This window comes from Ureibacillus sp. FSL E2-3493 (genome assembly GCF_038077515.1).
In the GTDB taxonomy this organism is placed as follows: Bacteria; Bacillota; Bacilli; order Bacillales_A; family Planococcaceae; genus Ureibacillus; species Ureibacillus halotolerans.
Window position 1 is genome coordinate 1676792 of record NZ_JBBOPK010000001.1, and the last position, 15380, is coordinate 1692171.

Here is a 15380-nt window from a genome sequence, read left to right on the forward strand (position 1 = left end):
GTTGAATTTTAAGTCAAAATAAAAAAACGGATGTAAACCTTTTATCGGTTTCATAACATCCGTTTTCATTATCTTATTAAATGTGAAATTCAATCATATCATCAACAAAATGCCAATCATATGGAGTTTCTTGGTAAACGTAATAGTTTAACCAGTTATAGAAAAGTAAATGGGAATGGGCACGCCAAGTATTTTTTGGTGTTTTATTTGGATCGTTATTTGGGAAGTAATTGACCGGTAATTCTACCGGTTCACCTTTCTCCACATCTCGCTTATATTCATCTGCTAAAGTAGTAGCATCATATTCTAAGTGGCCAGTAATCATGATGTGTTTTGTATCCTTAGATTGGATAATAAATGGACCTGCTTCCTCCGAAAAGCTTAATAACCGAAGTTCAGGACAGTTGCGTACATCCTCGATGGATACGGAAGTGTGTCGGGAATGGGGCGCTACATATTCGTCACTAAACCCTCGCACTAAATCTACTGTTAAATCGGTAATGACATGGGAATAAATTCCTGAACATTTTTTAGGAAGTTCGAATTTTCCGATACCAAAATGGTGATAAAGTGCTGCTTGGGCTCCCCAACAAATATACATACAAGACGTTACATTGATTTTTGCCCAATCCATTATTTCTGTTATTTCATTCCAATAGTGTACATCTTCAAATTCCATTCGTTCGACGGGTGCTCCCGTAATAATCATCCCGTCAAAACGACGATGTTTAATCTCGTTGAATGTTTTGTAGAAAGTATCTAAATGAGATTTTGAAACATTTTTAGATAAGTATGTAGCGGTATTGAGAAAAGTAACATTTGTTTGTAAAGGTGTATTTCCGAGTAAACGTAATAGTTGTAACTCCGTTTTCTCTTTTTCTGGCATCAAGTTACAAACTAAAATGTTCAAAGGTCGAATTTGTTGTGTTTGTGCGCGGTCTTCTTCCATAACGAAAATTTTCTCTTTGCGCAATATTTCTCCAGCAGGCAAACTCTTTGGTATATTAATAGGCATTTTTTGTTCCCCCATTTCTTAACTTTCATTTCATCTTAAAAAGAGAAGATAAATAAAAACCCCCTCATTCCAGCGTGAGAATGAGAGGGTACAATTTTATATACGCGCACTCTTATCTCCCAAGACAAATTGTCTTGCTGGAATTAGCACCTTTCTAACCCGTTGTTAGAGGTTGCTGAAGCTTCATTGGGCCATGTCCCTCTGCTTCTCTTGATAAGATTGATGAAATTAAAATAATACTATCACGTAAAGCTAATATTTGCAATATTCATTAATTATTTTTCTGTAAATAATTTTCCCGCCAAGTTGATTGTTCTTTTTGGAATATTACCTGTTCGAGCTTTTCATCCCAATTATCAATTAATGTATTCCAAACGCGTACGGTGAAATGATCCTGTTCTTCGTCGTATAAAATAAACTCAATACAGGGAATATCATTAATTTGGATATCTTCGATAGAATCAATCGATGGGGTTACGGACAAATTTTCCCCATTATCGTCTAAATCGGGTTGTTCAAATGCTTGAATTTCCTTTATCACCTGTTCGTTTTGTATCGATAATTCCTCTTCTTGTTTATGATATCGATACAGTTGCTCTGGAAAATCTTCATATTCTAGTACTTCTTCAATATCTCCATTTAAAAATAAATGGTGGGATGGGCTATAAAGCAATTCTATCGTTTTTATATCCTGTTCTTCTTCAAAAACACCGCTTTGTAATTGTTTTTGTCCCTTTTCCGTTTGTTGATAATGGGAATCCACCTTCGTAATTAATCCAGTTTTTTGCATTTTAGATAACAAATCTTGTATGAAGAGTTGTTCTACAAGAAGAATTTCACTTAGCTGTTCTGCATTTTCAAAGGCGTTGTTCGCAACGGATTGAAGAATCATTTTCATTAAAATATCCATTTTTGTACGGGATATCGGTTTATATGTAATATTTACACTGTGAACAGGTACACTCCAAGTATCCGTCTTCAAAATGGAGATATTCGATTTCTTTAAAAGTTGAGTAGATAATGATTGTTGTAATGAAAGTAATTCCATAAATCCACCTTACTACGTTGTAATTAGTAATTCGTTATGATTTCGGTAACCATTTTGTGATTGGACAATTTGATGCAAGTTTCGGTACATGCTTCTCGTTTCTTCCTTTTTAGGACGATTCGTAAACATCTCTATACTACCGATTAATACGAGTAACTCACGAGCTCGGGAAAGGGCTACGTTCAGTCGCCGGTAGTCCTTCGCAAATCCAATATCGCCGTGTTTATGATCGTTGTTACGAACCATGCTTACTAAAATGACGTCCATTTCCATACCTTGGAATTTATCGACTGAACCTGTACGAATATGTAAATGAGGAATGTTCAACTCATGTTCAATGAGTCGGTTAATCCGCTTTACTTGTTCAGCATAAAAACTAATTACCCCTACAGATTTTAATTCATCTTGGGCTATTAATTCTTCCGATTTAGCTTTTGCAGTCGCTTCATTTAGTTCAAGCAACATAGTACGAACAACTTCTAATTCAGCTTCATTATATAGACTTGAACCTTCCTTCATCCGTTCTTCAAAATACGGATGTCTATTCGGAATATCAATCCATAGTAAATGATCCGTTCGTTTTATAGATGGACCTTCCAATTTATGATCCCGTAATACATCTGAATCAGATAGCCCGCATTTCAATGAATCATTGCCATTTTTATAAAATGGAGCGATTGTTTGCATAATATTTTCATGCATCCGGTATTGAATGGCTAACATTTTTTTATTCGTTGCAGGCAAGTTTTTATATAGACGTTCGAATAAAGACTCCTCTAGTAATTTTTCTAATTCTCGTTTTTCCTCAAAGGTGTCGCTTTCTTTTAAAACCGTTTCTAATGTCTCTTCAAATGTATCATCCCCAATTAGTGGTGGTAACTGGTGATGATCGCCTACTAGAATCACCTTTTTCCCTTTTAACATCGGTAACAATAATTCTGGCGGAGTTGCTTTTGATACTTCATCGATAATCACAACATCGAAAATCGGATAATTGTCCATAAACTCTTTGTTGGCAGAAGCAACACATGTTGTACCAATGACATTTGCATGTTTAACATAAAGTTTTCGTATTTCATCTAAGTCATGTTCCGTAGCTTGCTCTAATAATGTTTTCCATTGAAGCTGCATTTTTTGAGCAATCGGAAGCATCTCAATTTTCTTATGGACTTTATCAATTTCTACCGTAATTGACTCCATTTTGGATTTTGTTTTTTCCAGTTCAAGTTCCGGATGTTGTTTTGTCAATTGTTCAAGTTGTTCATATTTCTTTTCAAGCTGTAATCCCTTCGAGTTTAGTTCTTTTAACTGGGAAATAAATTGTTTTAATAATGTTTGGCCACTTGTCATTTCCTTTTGAACACTTTCTAATTCCTGTTGTTTTTTTGATAACTGTTCTTCAAGAATGGATGTTTTTTCTTTGTTTTCCAATAATATTTGCATTTCATTTTCCAATGCTTCACAAATCGTATGAATTTCCTCGATAGAAGGGATAATGTCATCCTCTTGAATGATAGACTCGAAAGTGTTTAGTTGTTCTTTATACTTCTCTTGAGATTGTAATAAGTTTTGTTCTTTTGCTTTTAAAAGGTTTAAAGAAGATTGATCTGCTCCTTCCCTTTGCTTAAGCTGATCACATACTTCTTCTTTTATTTTACTAAAAACTAGAAGGGACTCATCTACAAGTGCTCTATAACGAAGAACTAACTGATTTAAATATTGCTTTCTTAAATAGAGGCCTTGGATTGATCGGGCTCCATTTTCTCTCGTTATTTTCTTTTGGGCAAAAGCATAGCTCAATTTCGTTAAAAACTCCTCGATTTCTTGTAAGGAGTAATGATGATTATTTGGTAAAGGATTCATCTGTCCTTCAATACCGAGGGATGTTTTACTATATTCAATTGCCTTATCTAAACGGATTGTAATTTCCTTTAAAGATTTAAAAGGTAAAAGTTGTTCATGAATTTTATCCAGGTCATGAAACAGTTGATTTAATACATATCCACGGTGAATGTTTTGATCTTCAATGAAAGATTCAATTTCATGTATTTTTTTCATCGATTCAACGGATTCGATAATGGAATTAATCGTATCGGAACTGCTTTCAATACCTTCCAATTCCTTCTGAACATTTGCAAGCTGCAACTCTATTTCCATGAGTTGTTGGGTTACTTGAATATATTCTAGAAGTTGCTTACTTTTTTTCAATTTTTCTTGCGCTTCAAACAGTTGTTCATCAATCGATTCGTTTGTTCCAATGGTAACTAATGAATGATTTAGTTCATTGATCTTTTCTGAAATGCGTTCATTGGAAGCGCTAAGCTTTTCCAATGCTTGTTCAGTCTTTTCTCGTTCTTTTTTCAGAGGGATAATTTGTTTCTTCAGCTGACCGATTTCTTCTGTTACAATTTTAAGCTCTTTTTCAGCAGCTTCCTTTTTTGCGATATCCTCTTGTAATTGACTCTCTTTTTGCTTTAAAGATTCAATTTCCTTCTCGTATTGGGTAATATCATTCTTCAATTGCTTTTCTTTTAGTTGGTGATCTTCAATTTCCTTCGTAATAGCTTCGTAAGTTTGCTTTTTCCAATAATCAGCAACATTTTCTTCTATAAATTTTTTACCGTCTTCTTCAATACTTTCAGTACGGCCATAGCGTAAAATACGGATATCCTTATTGTTTAATAATCGACTAAGGGCATTATCAACAGCTAGATTCGACTGAGATGCAATTAACGTTTTTAAACCAGCCTTTGCGTTTTGATAGCAAATTTCTGAAATAACCGTCGTCTTCCCTGTTCCTGGAGGACCTTGAATAACATATAAGTCTTCGGCTGACATTGCTCCACTAACGGCTTCTCGTTGATATTCATTTAAAGGATTATGGAATTCTAATGAAATATCTTTTTTACGTTCCGCGATTTTCGGAGTATCTTCAAATAAAATATTTTCGAGATTTGGATTGGCGGCTAATCCTTCCTTTAAATGTTCAAATCCTTTTAAAAGTCGGTTCAATTGGGATTTCGTTGAAGCATTACTAAATGTAATGTATTCACTTGTAAAGTCAAAGTCATTAGTGCGGGCAAGTTTAGCAACTTTTGCGTTTAATTCAATATCAATCGTCCTCGATTGTTGGTGAACTTTTATAACTTCTCCAATTTCTCTAGGATAACCTTTGACATATGCACTTAAGCCTTTTAGTTGTTTCCATTGTTTATCGTCAATGCCGTTACATCGTATCGTTACTTTCGAAAAGTCTTGACTATATTGAAGGGAATGAAAGGTAGCGTCAATATCATCAATAGAAGCATTTTTATATAAAACCTTTAAGTACCCTTCCCAACTGGAAATTCGTTTATTTACATAATCAAACCGTTCTTGAGCAACGGGAAGTTCTGCAATTGTCGAAATAAATTTATCGGAGTATGTATGACCGCTAATACGGGATGGCACAAAATGAATGCGCATTTTTTGTCTTCGATTCGTTATAACCGGTGTATTTCTTCCCCGTGTTCTAAAACTTTTTGCAACGAGCCCATTTTTTAAGTCAAAGGCACAGTCGATGATAACTACACGATCACCAAATTTTTTTGTTAATTTTTCGTTCCGTTTATTATCAAAAAAGAAAGTTAAATTTAATGTCGTCTGTTCCACTGATTGTTTTTCAATATATACGTCGAAGCCATGCTGCAATTTAAAGAAGGCGTGTTCATCCTGGAAATGTTGTTTCAAAGCTTCTCTGGCAGTATTCGTTAACAAAATAAAACATTTAATTGTCTCCATTGCTCCCATTTGTTGTACCATGAACACACCTCCTTTCAGTCTTTCTTTTTTTGCTCATAAAGATTATTATATCAACATTCAAGGAATCGTGGTAGACGGACAAAAATAATTTGAAATTTGGTAAAAATAAAACAGACTAGCTTTTGGCTAGCCTGATCTTTTCCATTTAATTATTTACTTTGGCAATTTCTAAATATTTGGTATCCCACTCTGGGTCTACTTTACTTAATGGATAAGGTCTAAAACTATCTTTTTTCACTAATGTATGAAGTGAAGTAGCCGTTGCAGCAACAGAACCGTCTTCATGCAAAATTTCATAGCCATAAATCGTTTTTAATTTTGAATGGGACTCAACCCATGTACGAACCGTTGCAACTTGTCCATAACGCATTGCTTTTTTATATTGAATGGATAAATCTAATACAGGAGATATGTATCCTTGTTCTTCAAGTCCGGCATAATTAAAGCCAATATCATTTACTAATTGGGTACGTCCGATTTCCATCCAAACTAAATAATTTGCATGGTATACAACACCCATCTGATCTGTTTCTGCATACCGTATTTCAATTTGTTTTTCACTTACAAACATTTCTTTCACCTCAAATTTATTATAACGTATTTCCTTCTATTTTTAACAATAATAACAGTTGACACATTGGGTGATAATAATGTTGAAATATAGTGAAAGAACATTTTCCTTTATAGCAATTGCTTGGCATTTATGGTAGCATAAAACTCTATACAAATGAAGGACGTGAAATGACTTTGATTAAAATTGAATTACCAAAACCGAATGTTGTCATTTATCAACGACAACAACAATTAAAGGAAGGGGACGTGCCGATTACACCTTACCATGGCTTTATTGATTTTCACAAAATTACCCGTGATAAAGGCGGAATTTTCTTCTTTTACAATAAAGAAAACGAGTTATTATTTGTAGGAAAAGCACGTAAAATTCGTCAACGCATTAAGAAACATTTTGAAGATAACGTTTCTCCGATGAAAAATCATCGGGATGAAATTTATAAAATTGAAGTATATGAAATCGAAGATCCAATGGAACGGGAAATTTATGAAACATATGCGATAAATACTTTACGTGCAAAATATAACGTAGAGAAAGTATTTTATTAATAAAAGAAGCTGATTGGGAAACTCACCAATCAGCTTCTTTTTAGTTGAATTCTAGCATTTCAGCAATTTGTTTAAAATCTTCTAATACGAAATCTTTATTTTTTATTACATCGTTAAACCATGGATCAATTGGTTTTTTAAATTGTTCCTCTGGTTGTTCTTCATGATGGAGAACAAAAACTAAGTAATCAATCATTTTTGTGCGTTCTTCATAAAATTTAGTACGTTGGTGGAAATCTTTATTTATTTCCACATTAAACATTTTTCCTAAACGAATAATTCCTGCGTTTACATGTTGTTCAGCGTATAATGATGAACCTACAATAGCAAGCTTTTGATTAAAGGATAACGGCATTTGTTTAAAATAAGTCTTCATTAATTCTTCTGTTTGGTGTGCGATTAACTGAAGTTGGATTTTTTGTGCAGCTGTTAAAGTATGGGTTTCTTCAAATACTGGTAAAATCGTATAGGCTTCATCTAAAAGTGCCTTTACTTTATCATACCGCTCTTGCTCATATGTTTCCCCTACTCTTCGATAAATGGTTTCAGCAACGAATAATCGCTGTAAATAACCTGTTAGTAAAATCATACCGTTATATTGTGTTGTTACCTTATTTGTCATATGAAATGACCCCTTTCGTTTTTGTTTTGGTCATTTCGTAAAGAAAGTCCCTTATATCATCATGTATGACATTACCATAGAAAGATAGACAACGTCATTTAAAAGCTTTTCTAAATATCCGTTGAGGTTAATTTTGTCTTATGCTGGGTTAATAAACTTACGACGATAAATACAATGAAGGATGCTAGCACAGGAATTGTTACACTGTGCATCCCAAAAATGTTCGGAAATTCACGCGTAATATAAATATAAAGAAAAAGACCTGTAATCATTGAAGAAATAACCCCATATTTATTCGCTTTTTTCCAATATAGTCCGAACACGACAGACCATAAAAAGGCAGATTCTAAACCGCCAAAGGCAAAAAGATTCAACGTGATTAAAAATTCAGGTGGCTTTAATGCAAAGAAAACGACTGCTAGTCCAATTACGGTTGTGACGAGAAAGCTTCTATTTTTAATTTGTTTATCTGATGCCTTCGGATTAATGAAATTAAGGTAAATATCCTTCACCACCGTTGAGCTTACAAGAATCAACAAAGCATTTACCGTCGACATTATTGCTGCCATCGGTGCTGCTAACACAATACCAGCTAAAACGGGATGAAGTACTTCTAGTGTCAATATTGGCATGACTGTGTCTGCCACTTCAATTCCTGGTACGACAGGTCGAGCAAGTACGCCGATTAAATGCATACCGAACATAATTGTTCCAATACCAATTGTTCCGATTAAAATGGCTAGATGCAAGCTTTTGGAATCTTTATAGCTCATTGCACGAACAGCGATTTGAGGTAGGCCAATTACTCCTAATCCGATTAAAATCCAAAAGGTTGAAACATATAAAGGAGTTAGAGAACCATCAGAACCAAAGGGTGATAACATTTCAGGATCCTCTGTTACAAGGGAGTTCATAATATTATCCAATCCCCCACCTGCCATGATCGTCCCAATTAATAAAATAACCGTTCCAATAATCATTACCGTTCCTTGCATTGCATCTGTTAAGGCAACAGCACGAAATCCACCAATAATAACATAGACAAGTACTGTCACAGCAAATATGAGTAAAGCGGCGGTATAATTAAGTCCCGTTAATGATTCAATTAATCGTGCTCCCCCTACCCATTGGGCAGTCATGGATGCAAAGAGGAAAACAATGATGCTAATAGCTGAAATAAAAATAACAATATTACTTTCATATCGTTTTTTTAAGAAGTCAATTAATGTAATGGCTTCATAACGTCTAGAAATAATGGCAAATTTCTTACCTAAAATCATCAAAACAAAATAGCCTGCTGGAAGTTGAGCCATCGAAAGAAGAACCCAACCGAGTCCTAAATTATATGAAACCCCTGGTCCACCGATAAAACTTGATGCACTACCGTAAGTAGCCATCATCGTCATCGCAAGTAGGAATCCTCCCATCTCACGACCACCTAAGAAATATTCCTGTAAGAAAGAATTAGAAGTACGAACTTGTTTATTGGCCCAAAAACCGATAATAAAAATTATTGCTAAAAAGAGCAGGAGCGGAATAATTACTTGCCAATGAATCATTGATCTCCCTCCCCATCTTCAAAGGGTACATCTTTGAAAAATACTTTCATTGTAAACCAAATGAGAATAATCATAAAAATAGATCCAGCTATACAGCTAAAGAAAAACCAAGTGGGAAAACCTAAAATATATTGATATTCTGTTGGATCACCGGAACCTAATCCATATGCACATCCAAACCAAATAGCAAAGTTAATTATTACAAGCGCTACGCCAATTAACGCCTCGCGATTTGCAATTTGAAAACGCTTATCTTGCAACATCATTCATCCTTTCATCAAAAAAACTTGGATACTTTTCTATCATACTTTGTCATTTATGGAAATGGAAGATTTTAATGAGCCATTTTTCTTGTATAGTTCATCATCTAATTATTCAAAATATGAAGGAAAGAGAAATAAAACGTTTTACTAGAGGGAAATTGTTTTTTTACGCAAACATATTTTGTTATAATAATAGAGTATTCACACGTTATTGTGTGTTAATTAGGATGGAGGATTTACGTTATGAAAAAACTTTCTGCAATTTTAATGGCCTTTGCTTTAGCTTTCTCAAGTGTAGGAACTGTTATGCTTGTTGATGATGTTCAAACAGTTGAAGCAAAATCGTACAAGTCTGGTAAAAAAAGCTACAATAATAATACTGGTACAACGAATAATTTCCAAGATAATAATACAGGGACAAACTCTACTGTAAATAAATCAACTTCTACTACAAACAAATCAACTAGTACTACTACGAAAGGTGGCTTTACTAGCGGTGGTCTTATGAAAGGATTATTCGTTGGTGGGTTAGCTGGATTATTGTTTGGTAGCCTTTTCTCTGATATGGGATTGATCGGGAACATTTTAGGATTTGCGATCAATGCAGCGGCCATTCTTTTGATTGTTTTCATTTGTATGAAAATATATCAAATGATGAAACGTAAAAAAGATAAAGAGGTAACGGACAGTTGGAAAAGATAACATTATCTGAACAAGAAGTAATCAACGCTCTTTGCTATTTCCACGCAAAATTTAAGCATGTTCAACCGACAGATGTAGAAGTTGAATTAATGTATGATGATGCGGCTGGTTTTACTGCTGAAGCTTATGTGAATGGGCAAATGGATTTCTATAATACTGTGAATTTTATTACGGCTATTCGACTTTATCTTGATGAACAATTACACCGTGATTCGATTGCCGCTCGAATTATGTTAGATCTTCATGATGAAGAAGGAATCATTGCGCATATTGAATGGTAAAAAATTAGAGGTGTCCTAGTAGACACCTCTTTTTTAATAATCTAATTCGGTTTTATCTAATGTAACGGTTTTTCTAACGTTCGTATTGCGATCTTTTAAATGATAATATTTAATATTCCCATTGATTAATTCTACGAAAAATTCGATTTCTGCATGTTTATATACGGGCCACTTTGCTAATGCTAGCAATCCTTGAGGTGGAGGAATTTGTTCTAAACAATCCAATATGTTCGGATTGTTAAAGTTTAAATAAAAATAACGCCCATCTCGAAACTTCGCAAGAATGCTATATCTATTATTCATAATTCCTCCCTCTTATTTTTCGTTATAAAATAATATATTTTATTTCTTTTATTTTATTAACAGTAAGTATCCTTTTCAATAAAAATTTCTATCGTATGTAAATTGAATTTTTCATTCCCTATTATATAAAAGAGTTTTAATTATAATAAAAAAACCGATAAGTTCAAATGGAACTTATCGGTTTCTATTTAAAGTCAATTATTGAGCTGCTTTATTACGAAGTACCATTTGTAAGATACCACCATGACGGTAGTAGTCTACTTCTACTTCTGAGTCGAAACGAGCTAGAGCTTTAAATTCTTTAACCGTTCCATCTTCAGCTTTTGCAGTTACTGTTAAAATATCACGTGGTTTAACATCATCTGTAATATTAACAGAAATTTCTTCTTTACCAGTTAAGCCTAAAGTTTCTGCGCTTTCGCCAGGTAAGAATTGAAGTGGTAAAACACCCATCATTACAAGGTTTGAACGGTGAATACGTTCGTAGCTTTGTGCGATAACTGTTTTAATACCTAGTAAGAATGTACCTTTTGCTGCCCAGTCACGAGAAGAACCCATACCATAATCGTTACCAGCTAAAACAACTAAACCAGTACCTTGTTCTTGGTATTTCATTGCTGCATCATAAATGTACTCAACTTCTCCAGTTGGCCAGTAAGTAGTGAATCCACCTTCTGTACCAGGAGCGATTTGGTTACGGATACGGATGTTTGCGAATGTACCACGCATCATTACTTCATGGTTACCACGACGAGAACCATAAGAGTTGAAGTCGCGGATTGCTACGCCATTTTCTTGTAGGTATTTACCTGCAGGCGTATCTTTACCAATTGCACCAGCTGGTGAAATGTGGTCAGTTGTAATAGAGTCACCAAACTTAGCGATTACACGTAAACCATCAAGGCCTTTGATTGGCTCTGGAGTTTTAGATAATCCTTGGAAGAATGGTGGGTTTTGAATGTAAGTTGATTTTTCATCAAATGTGTATAAAGACTCAGTTGATGTTTCAATTGCATTCCATTTTTCGTTGCTATCGAATACTTTTGCATATTCTTTTTGGAATAATTCACGAGTAACAACTTTGTTTAAAACTTCATTTACTTCTTCAGTTGAAGGCCAGATGTCAGCGAAGAATACATCGTTACCATCTTTGTCTTTACCTAAAGAATCTTTTTGTAAATCGATATCTACAGTACCTGCTAAAGCATAAGCAACAACAAGTGGTGGTGAAGCTAAATAGTTAGCTTTTACTAATGGGTGTACACGACCTTCGAAGTTACGGTTACCAGAAAGTACTGAAGTTACGAATAGATCTTTGTCTTTAATTGCTTCTTCGATTTCAGGTAATAACGGACCTGAGTTACCGATACATGTTGTACAACCATAACCAACTGTGTTGAATCCGATTTGGTCTAAGTAGCTTTGTAAACCTGATTCTTCTAAATAGCCAGTTACAACTTTAGAACCTGGTGCTAAAGAAGTTTTAACCCATTTTGGTGGTTGAATACCTTTTTCAACTGCTTTTTTCGCAACTAAACCAGCAGCTAAAAGAACGTATGGGTTAGATGTATTTGTACAAGAAGTGATTGCAGCGATTGCTACAGCACCAGTTGGCATTTCTACATCGCCATCAGCAAATTTAATTGTTGATGTTTTAGAGAATTCATCTTCAGTTAAACCGAAACCTTGTACGCCCATTGGAGCAGTAACTGCTTCATGGTAACGAGCTTTCATTTCTGAAAGAGGAATTAAATCTTGTGGACGTTTTGGACCAGAAAGGTTTGGTTCAATTTCGTCTAATTTAATTTCTAATACATCAGTGTAAACTGGTTCTAATGATGGATCAAAGAACATGTTGTTCGCTTTTAAGTAGCTTTCTACAACTTGGATATGCTCTTCGTCACGACCAGTTAAACGCATATAGTTTAATGATTCTTCGTCAATTGCGAAGTAACCACATGTTGCACCGTATTCAGGAGCCATGTTCGAAATTGTAGCACGGTCAGCTAATGGTAATTTAGATACACCAGGACCGAAGAATTCTACAAATTTGTTAACTACGCCGCGTTGACGTAAAACTTGAGTTACTTTTAATGCTAAGTCAGTCGCAGTAGCACCGTTTGGAAGTTCACCAGTTAATTTTACACCGATAACTTCTGGAATTGGGAAGTAAGAAGGTTGTCCAAGCATACCTGCTTCAGCTTCAATACCACCTACACCCCATCCAAGAACACCGATACCGTTGATCATTGTTGTATGAGAGTCAGTACCTACTACTGAATCTGGGAAAGTTTCAAAAGTTCCATCTTCGTTCTCTTTAACGTGAACGACTGGAGCTAAATATTCTAAGTTTACTTGGTGCACGATACCAGTTGCTGGTGGTACAGCACGGAAGTTATCGTATGCAGTTTGAGCCCATTTTAAGAAGTTGTAACGTTCTGCGTTACGTTCGAACTCAAGATCCATGTTCGCTTGTAATGCTGAAGCATTACCGTATTTGTCAACTTGTACTGAGTGGTCAATTACAAGGTCAACAGGAATAGCTGGGTTAATTTTATTTGGATCTCCACCTAATTCTTTCATAGCTGAACGTAAAGAGGCTAAGTCAACTACTACTGGAACACCTGTGAAGTCTTGTAATACTACACGTGATGGTTTGAATGGTACTTCCGCTTCCGGATTAGCACCCTCAGCCCATTTAGCTAATTCGTCTACATGTTCTTCTTTAATTACGTAGCCATCATATTGGCGTAATACAGATTCTAATAATACTTTAATTGAGTATGGAAGGCGTGATACTTTTGCGATACCAGCTTCTTCGATTGCAGCTAAACGGTAGAAGTTATACTTTTTACCATTTACTTCGAATGAAGAACGGCTGTTGTGTAAATTGCTTGCCATTTTTTACTCCCCCTAATTAATATTGAAAAGGCTTGCAAAGCTTTTCTCCAGTAATTATCATAAACGATTCTTATACATAAGTAAATTACATTAATTTTATCTTTTGTGATAAGTTATTTTTATGACCTAGTAATTTACTTTGCGAAAATCATTATAACTTACTTTGTCAAAATAGAAAAGAGCATCGTATCGATGCCATTTTAATAGAAATAAAATTATATAGACAACGCATTTAATACGGAGTCATTTTCCCCTAATACTTTTATTGTAAAACTTTTAGCGTTATCAATTTCCTCTAAATCTATGTACCAAATAGCGTATCCTTCTACATTATAGGTGGATAGTATGTCATCAGATAAAAAATCTAATTGAATAAGTTTAGCATGCTTATTATTTACTGAAATTTGGATATTCCCTTTTGGTTTTATTAAACCAAATAAAATTTTACTATCGGAATGGGCTGACGTAATTGTATTTTCCGTCAATGCATTCGGTAGTTTTGAATAGGTCCCTTCTCCTGCGCTCCATCCTTTTAAGTTTTTTTCCACATAACCAGTTCCAAAATATTGCCCATTTGATAAGAAGAAATAGCGTTGTTCCTTGTCACTTTTTGGTCCTTCAATCCATTCATAGTTAGCATCGGTAGGAAGAGCTTCCTCTGGGGTATCTTTTCCATCCCCAGTGAACGCGGTTAAAGAAATGTTGAAAATAAAGGCAAGTACAATGACTAACCCAGCAAATAATAGAATTCTTGTTAATCGATTTCGCATTCTTTTCACCTCGATTATCTTTTGAAAATCGTTATTGTTTCATCCATTTTCCAATAAATAATGATACTACCCCTTTTAGCTAAGGCAATTTTTGAGAAAATTTTAATGTGAAGTATAAAGTTTTCATAAAATGTAATGTATTTGTACGTGCAGCGAAATATTGTGGCGTATAGCCTACTTCCATTAAATAAAATTGTAGTTTATCAAATACTTGTTCTACCCATTCGATTAAAATTTCTTCTGGATACCCTTTTGCCATTAGTTTTTCAATGATCGTGACGAGGCGTTCATCCTCATCATCAACATAGACTGAATCTTTCCATAAGCTGTTTTTAATTCCTTGTAAAAGAATTGGCGCAAAACGCATTTCAAATAATGGGTGGGCAACAATGGAAGTAGCTAGATCAGCTCCATGGGCAATAGCATGAGCCCAACCTTTTTCGTGAACGAATCCCCGTACATCGTTTTCTTTCGATAAATAGTGGACGGCTTCCTCTAAAATTCCTTTGGCCTCCTCATCGGATAAAAAGCGAATTTGGGAATCAACATTTAATAATCCACATAACCATAAAGCAGAAAAGGATCTGGTGAATACTAGGTCGCTATCCCGTTCTCCTATAGAAGCATATAAAAAATCAGCTCCTTTAAGTGTCTCAGTCAAATGCTTCATTTGTGTAGTAGTTAATAAGTTGTCTGCAAGTAATTCTATAAATAATCGATAATTTAATTTATCCCTTAATTCATCTTCAGGGTAACCGATGTTATTTAACATATTTTCGATGAGTATATCGCCCTGTTCATTCATATACTGCTGTCTTTCGGTATGGTTCATATCGAGTATTTTAATCAACGTTTCTTTCAAAATGAATATCCTCCTTAGCCAGATGAGCACAATTGTATTTATTGTAAACTTCTAAAAGCTATTTGGCAAAAATGATAAATAGTCTTCATTAGATGATTAAATGTATGGTTTCGAATATTGAGATGTTTATCCCA

General features: G+C 34.6%; 14 protein-coding genes and 1 riboswitch. Of the genes, 3 read left to right on the forward strand and 11 right to left on the reverse strand.

Translation table 11 applies throughout. The annotated features are described in order from the left end of the window. Positions 1-76 precede the first annotated feature (76 nt). The 4 genes from metA to MHH69_RS08515 form a co-directional block, all read right to left on the reverse strand. Positions 77-1015, reverse strand: a complete 939-nt coding sequence (gene metA, locus MHH69_RS08500; protein WP_122971167.1) for a homoserine O-acetyltransferase MetA — start codon at positions 1013-1015, stop codon at positions 77-79. Positions 1016-1124: 109 nt separating this feature from the next. Then, a riboswitch (SAM riboswitch) is annotated at positions 1125-1235 on the reverse strand. Positions 1236-1286: 51 nt separating this feature from the next. Beyond that, positions 1287-2063 (reverse strand): hypothetical protein, encoded by a 777-nt coding sequence (locus MHH69_RS08505; protein ID WP_122971166.1) that lies wholly within the window; start codon positions 2061-2063, stop codon positions 1287-1289. Between the two features lie 12 nt (positions 2064-2075). Beyond that, positions 2076-5864, reverse strand: a complete 3789-nt coding sequence (locus MHH69_RS08510; RefSeq protein ID WP_341362114.1) for a DEAD/DEAH box helicase — start codon at positions 5862-5864, stop codon at positions 2076-2078. Between the two features lie 145 nt (positions 5865-6009). Next, positions 6010-6435, reverse strand: a complete 426-nt coding sequence (locus MHH69_RS08515) for an acyl-CoA thioesterase (RefSeq protein WP_122971164.1) — start codon at positions 6433-6435, stop codon at positions 6010-6012. A gap of 176 nt (positions 6436-6611) precedes the next feature. Between MHH69_RS08515 and MHH69_RS08520 the strand changes: the two genes are divergently transcribed. Next, complete coding sequence (locus MHH69_RS08520; RefSeq protein WP_122971230.1) at positions 6612-6983, forward strand: nucleotide excision repair endonuclease; 372 nt, start codon at positions 6612-6614, stop codon at positions 6981-6983. Between the two features lie 40 nt (positions 6984-7023). On the opposite strand, the gene MHH69_RS08525 is transcribed toward MHH69_RS08520, so the two are convergent. The 3 genes from MHH69_RS08525 to MHH69_RS08535 form a co-directional block, all read right to left on the reverse strand. After that, positions 7024-7605, reverse strand: a complete 582-nt coding sequence (locus tag MHH69_RS08525; RefSeq protein WP_122971163.1) for a transcriptional regulator — start codon at positions 7603-7605, stop codon at positions 7024-7026. A gap of 110 nt (positions 7606-7715) precedes the next feature. Continuing rightward, positions 7716-9161 (reverse strand): sodium/pantothenate symporter, encoded by a 1446-nt coding sequence (gene panF, locus MHH69_RS08530; RefSeq protein WP_341362962.1) that lies wholly within the window; start codon positions 9159-9161, stop codon positions 7716-7718. After that, positions 9161-9424, reverse strand: a complete 264-nt coding sequence (locus tag MHH69_RS08535; RefSeq protein ID WP_122971161.1) for a YhdT family protein — start codon at positions 9422-9424, stop codon at positions 9161-9163. The genes panF and MHH69_RS08535 overlap by 1 nt, the downstream gene beginning before the upstream one ends. 246 nt (positions 9425-9670) lie before the next feature. Between MHH69_RS08535 and MHH69_RS08540 the strand changes: the two genes are divergently transcribed. Beyond that, a complete protein-coding gene (locus MHH69_RS08540) occupies positions 9671-10129 on the forward strand; it encodes a hypothetical protein (RefSeq protein WP_122971160.1) in 459 nt (152 codons plus the stop codon). After that, positions 10117-10410: a YxcD family protein gene (locus tag MHH69_RS08545; protein WP_122971159.1), complete on the forward strand. Its 294-nt coding sequence runs from the start codon at positions 10117-10119 to the stop codon at positions 10408-10410. The genes MHH69_RS08540 and MHH69_RS08545 overlap by 13 nt, the downstream gene beginning before the upstream one ends. A 33-nt stretch (positions 10411-10443) precedes the next feature. Here MHH69_RS08545 and MHH69_RS08550 read toward each other — a convergent pair whose 3' ends face one another. The 4 genes from MHH69_RS08550 to MHH69_RS08565 all read right to left on the reverse strand — a co-directional run bounded on the left by MHH69_RS08550 (position 10444) and on the right by MHH69_RS08565 (position 15246). Beyond that, positions 10444-10713, reverse strand: a complete 270-nt coding sequence (locus MHH69_RS08550; RefSeq protein WP_122971158.1) for a hypothetical protein — start codon at positions 10711-10713, stop codon at positions 10444-10446. Positions 10714-10911: 198 nt separating this feature from the next. Then, the gene (acnA, locus tag MHH69_RS08555) at positions 10912-13614 is read right to left on the reverse strand and encodes an aconitate hydratase AcnA (protein ID WP_122970651.1); all 2703 of its coding nucleotides are present in this window, start codon (positions 13612-13614) and stop codon (positions 10912-10914) included. A gap of 215 nt (positions 13615-13829) precedes the next feature. After that, positions 13830-14384 (reverse strand): hypothetical protein, encoded by a 555-nt coding sequence (locus MHH69_RS08560; protein WP_122970650.1) that lies wholly within the window; start codon positions 14382-14384, stop codon positions 13830-13832. Between the two features lie 79 nt (positions 14385-14463). After that, complete coding sequence (locus tag MHH69_RS08565) at positions 14464-15246, reverse strand: DUF2785 domain-containing protein (protein WP_341362115.1); 783 nt, start codon at positions 15244-15246, stop codon at positions 14464-14466. Positions 15247-15380: the final 134 nt, after the last annotated feature.

Coding starts and splice junctions, on each gene's coding strand:
- acnA (WP_122970651.1), bottom strand. CDS start 13,614: ATGGCAAGCAATTTACACAACAGCCGTTCTTCATTCGAAGTAAATGGT.
- MHH69_RS08560 (WP_122970650.1), bottom strand. CDS start 14,384: ATGCGAAATCGATTAACAAGAATTCTATTATTTGCTGGGTTAGTCATT.
- MHH69_RS08550 (WP_122971158.1), bottom strand. CDS start 10,713: ATGAATAATAGATATAGCATTCTTGCGAAGTTTCGAGATGGGCGTTAT.
- MHH69_RS08505 (WP_122971166.1), bottom strand. CDS start 2,063: ATGGAATTACTTTCATTACAACAATCATTATCTACTCAACTTTTAAAG.
- MHH69_RS08540 (WP_122971160.1), top strand. CDS start 9,671: ATGAAAAAACTTTCTGCAATTTTAATGGCCTTTGCTTTAGCTTTCTCA.
- metA (WP_122971167.1), bottom strand. CDS start 1,015: ATGCCTATTAATATACCAAAGAGTTTGCCTGCTGGAGAAATATTGCGC.
- MHH69_RS08510 (WP_341362114.1), bottom strand. CDS start 5,864: ATGGTACAACAAATGGGAGCAATGGAGACAATTAAATGTTTTATTTTG.
- MHH69_RS08525 (WP_122971163.1), bottom strand. CDS start 7,605: ATGACAAATAAGGTAACAACACAATATAACGGTATGATTTTACTAACA.
- MHH69_RS08515 (WP_122971164.1), bottom strand. CDS start 6,435: ATGTTTGTAAGTGAAAAACAAATTGAAATACGGTATGCAGAAACAGAT.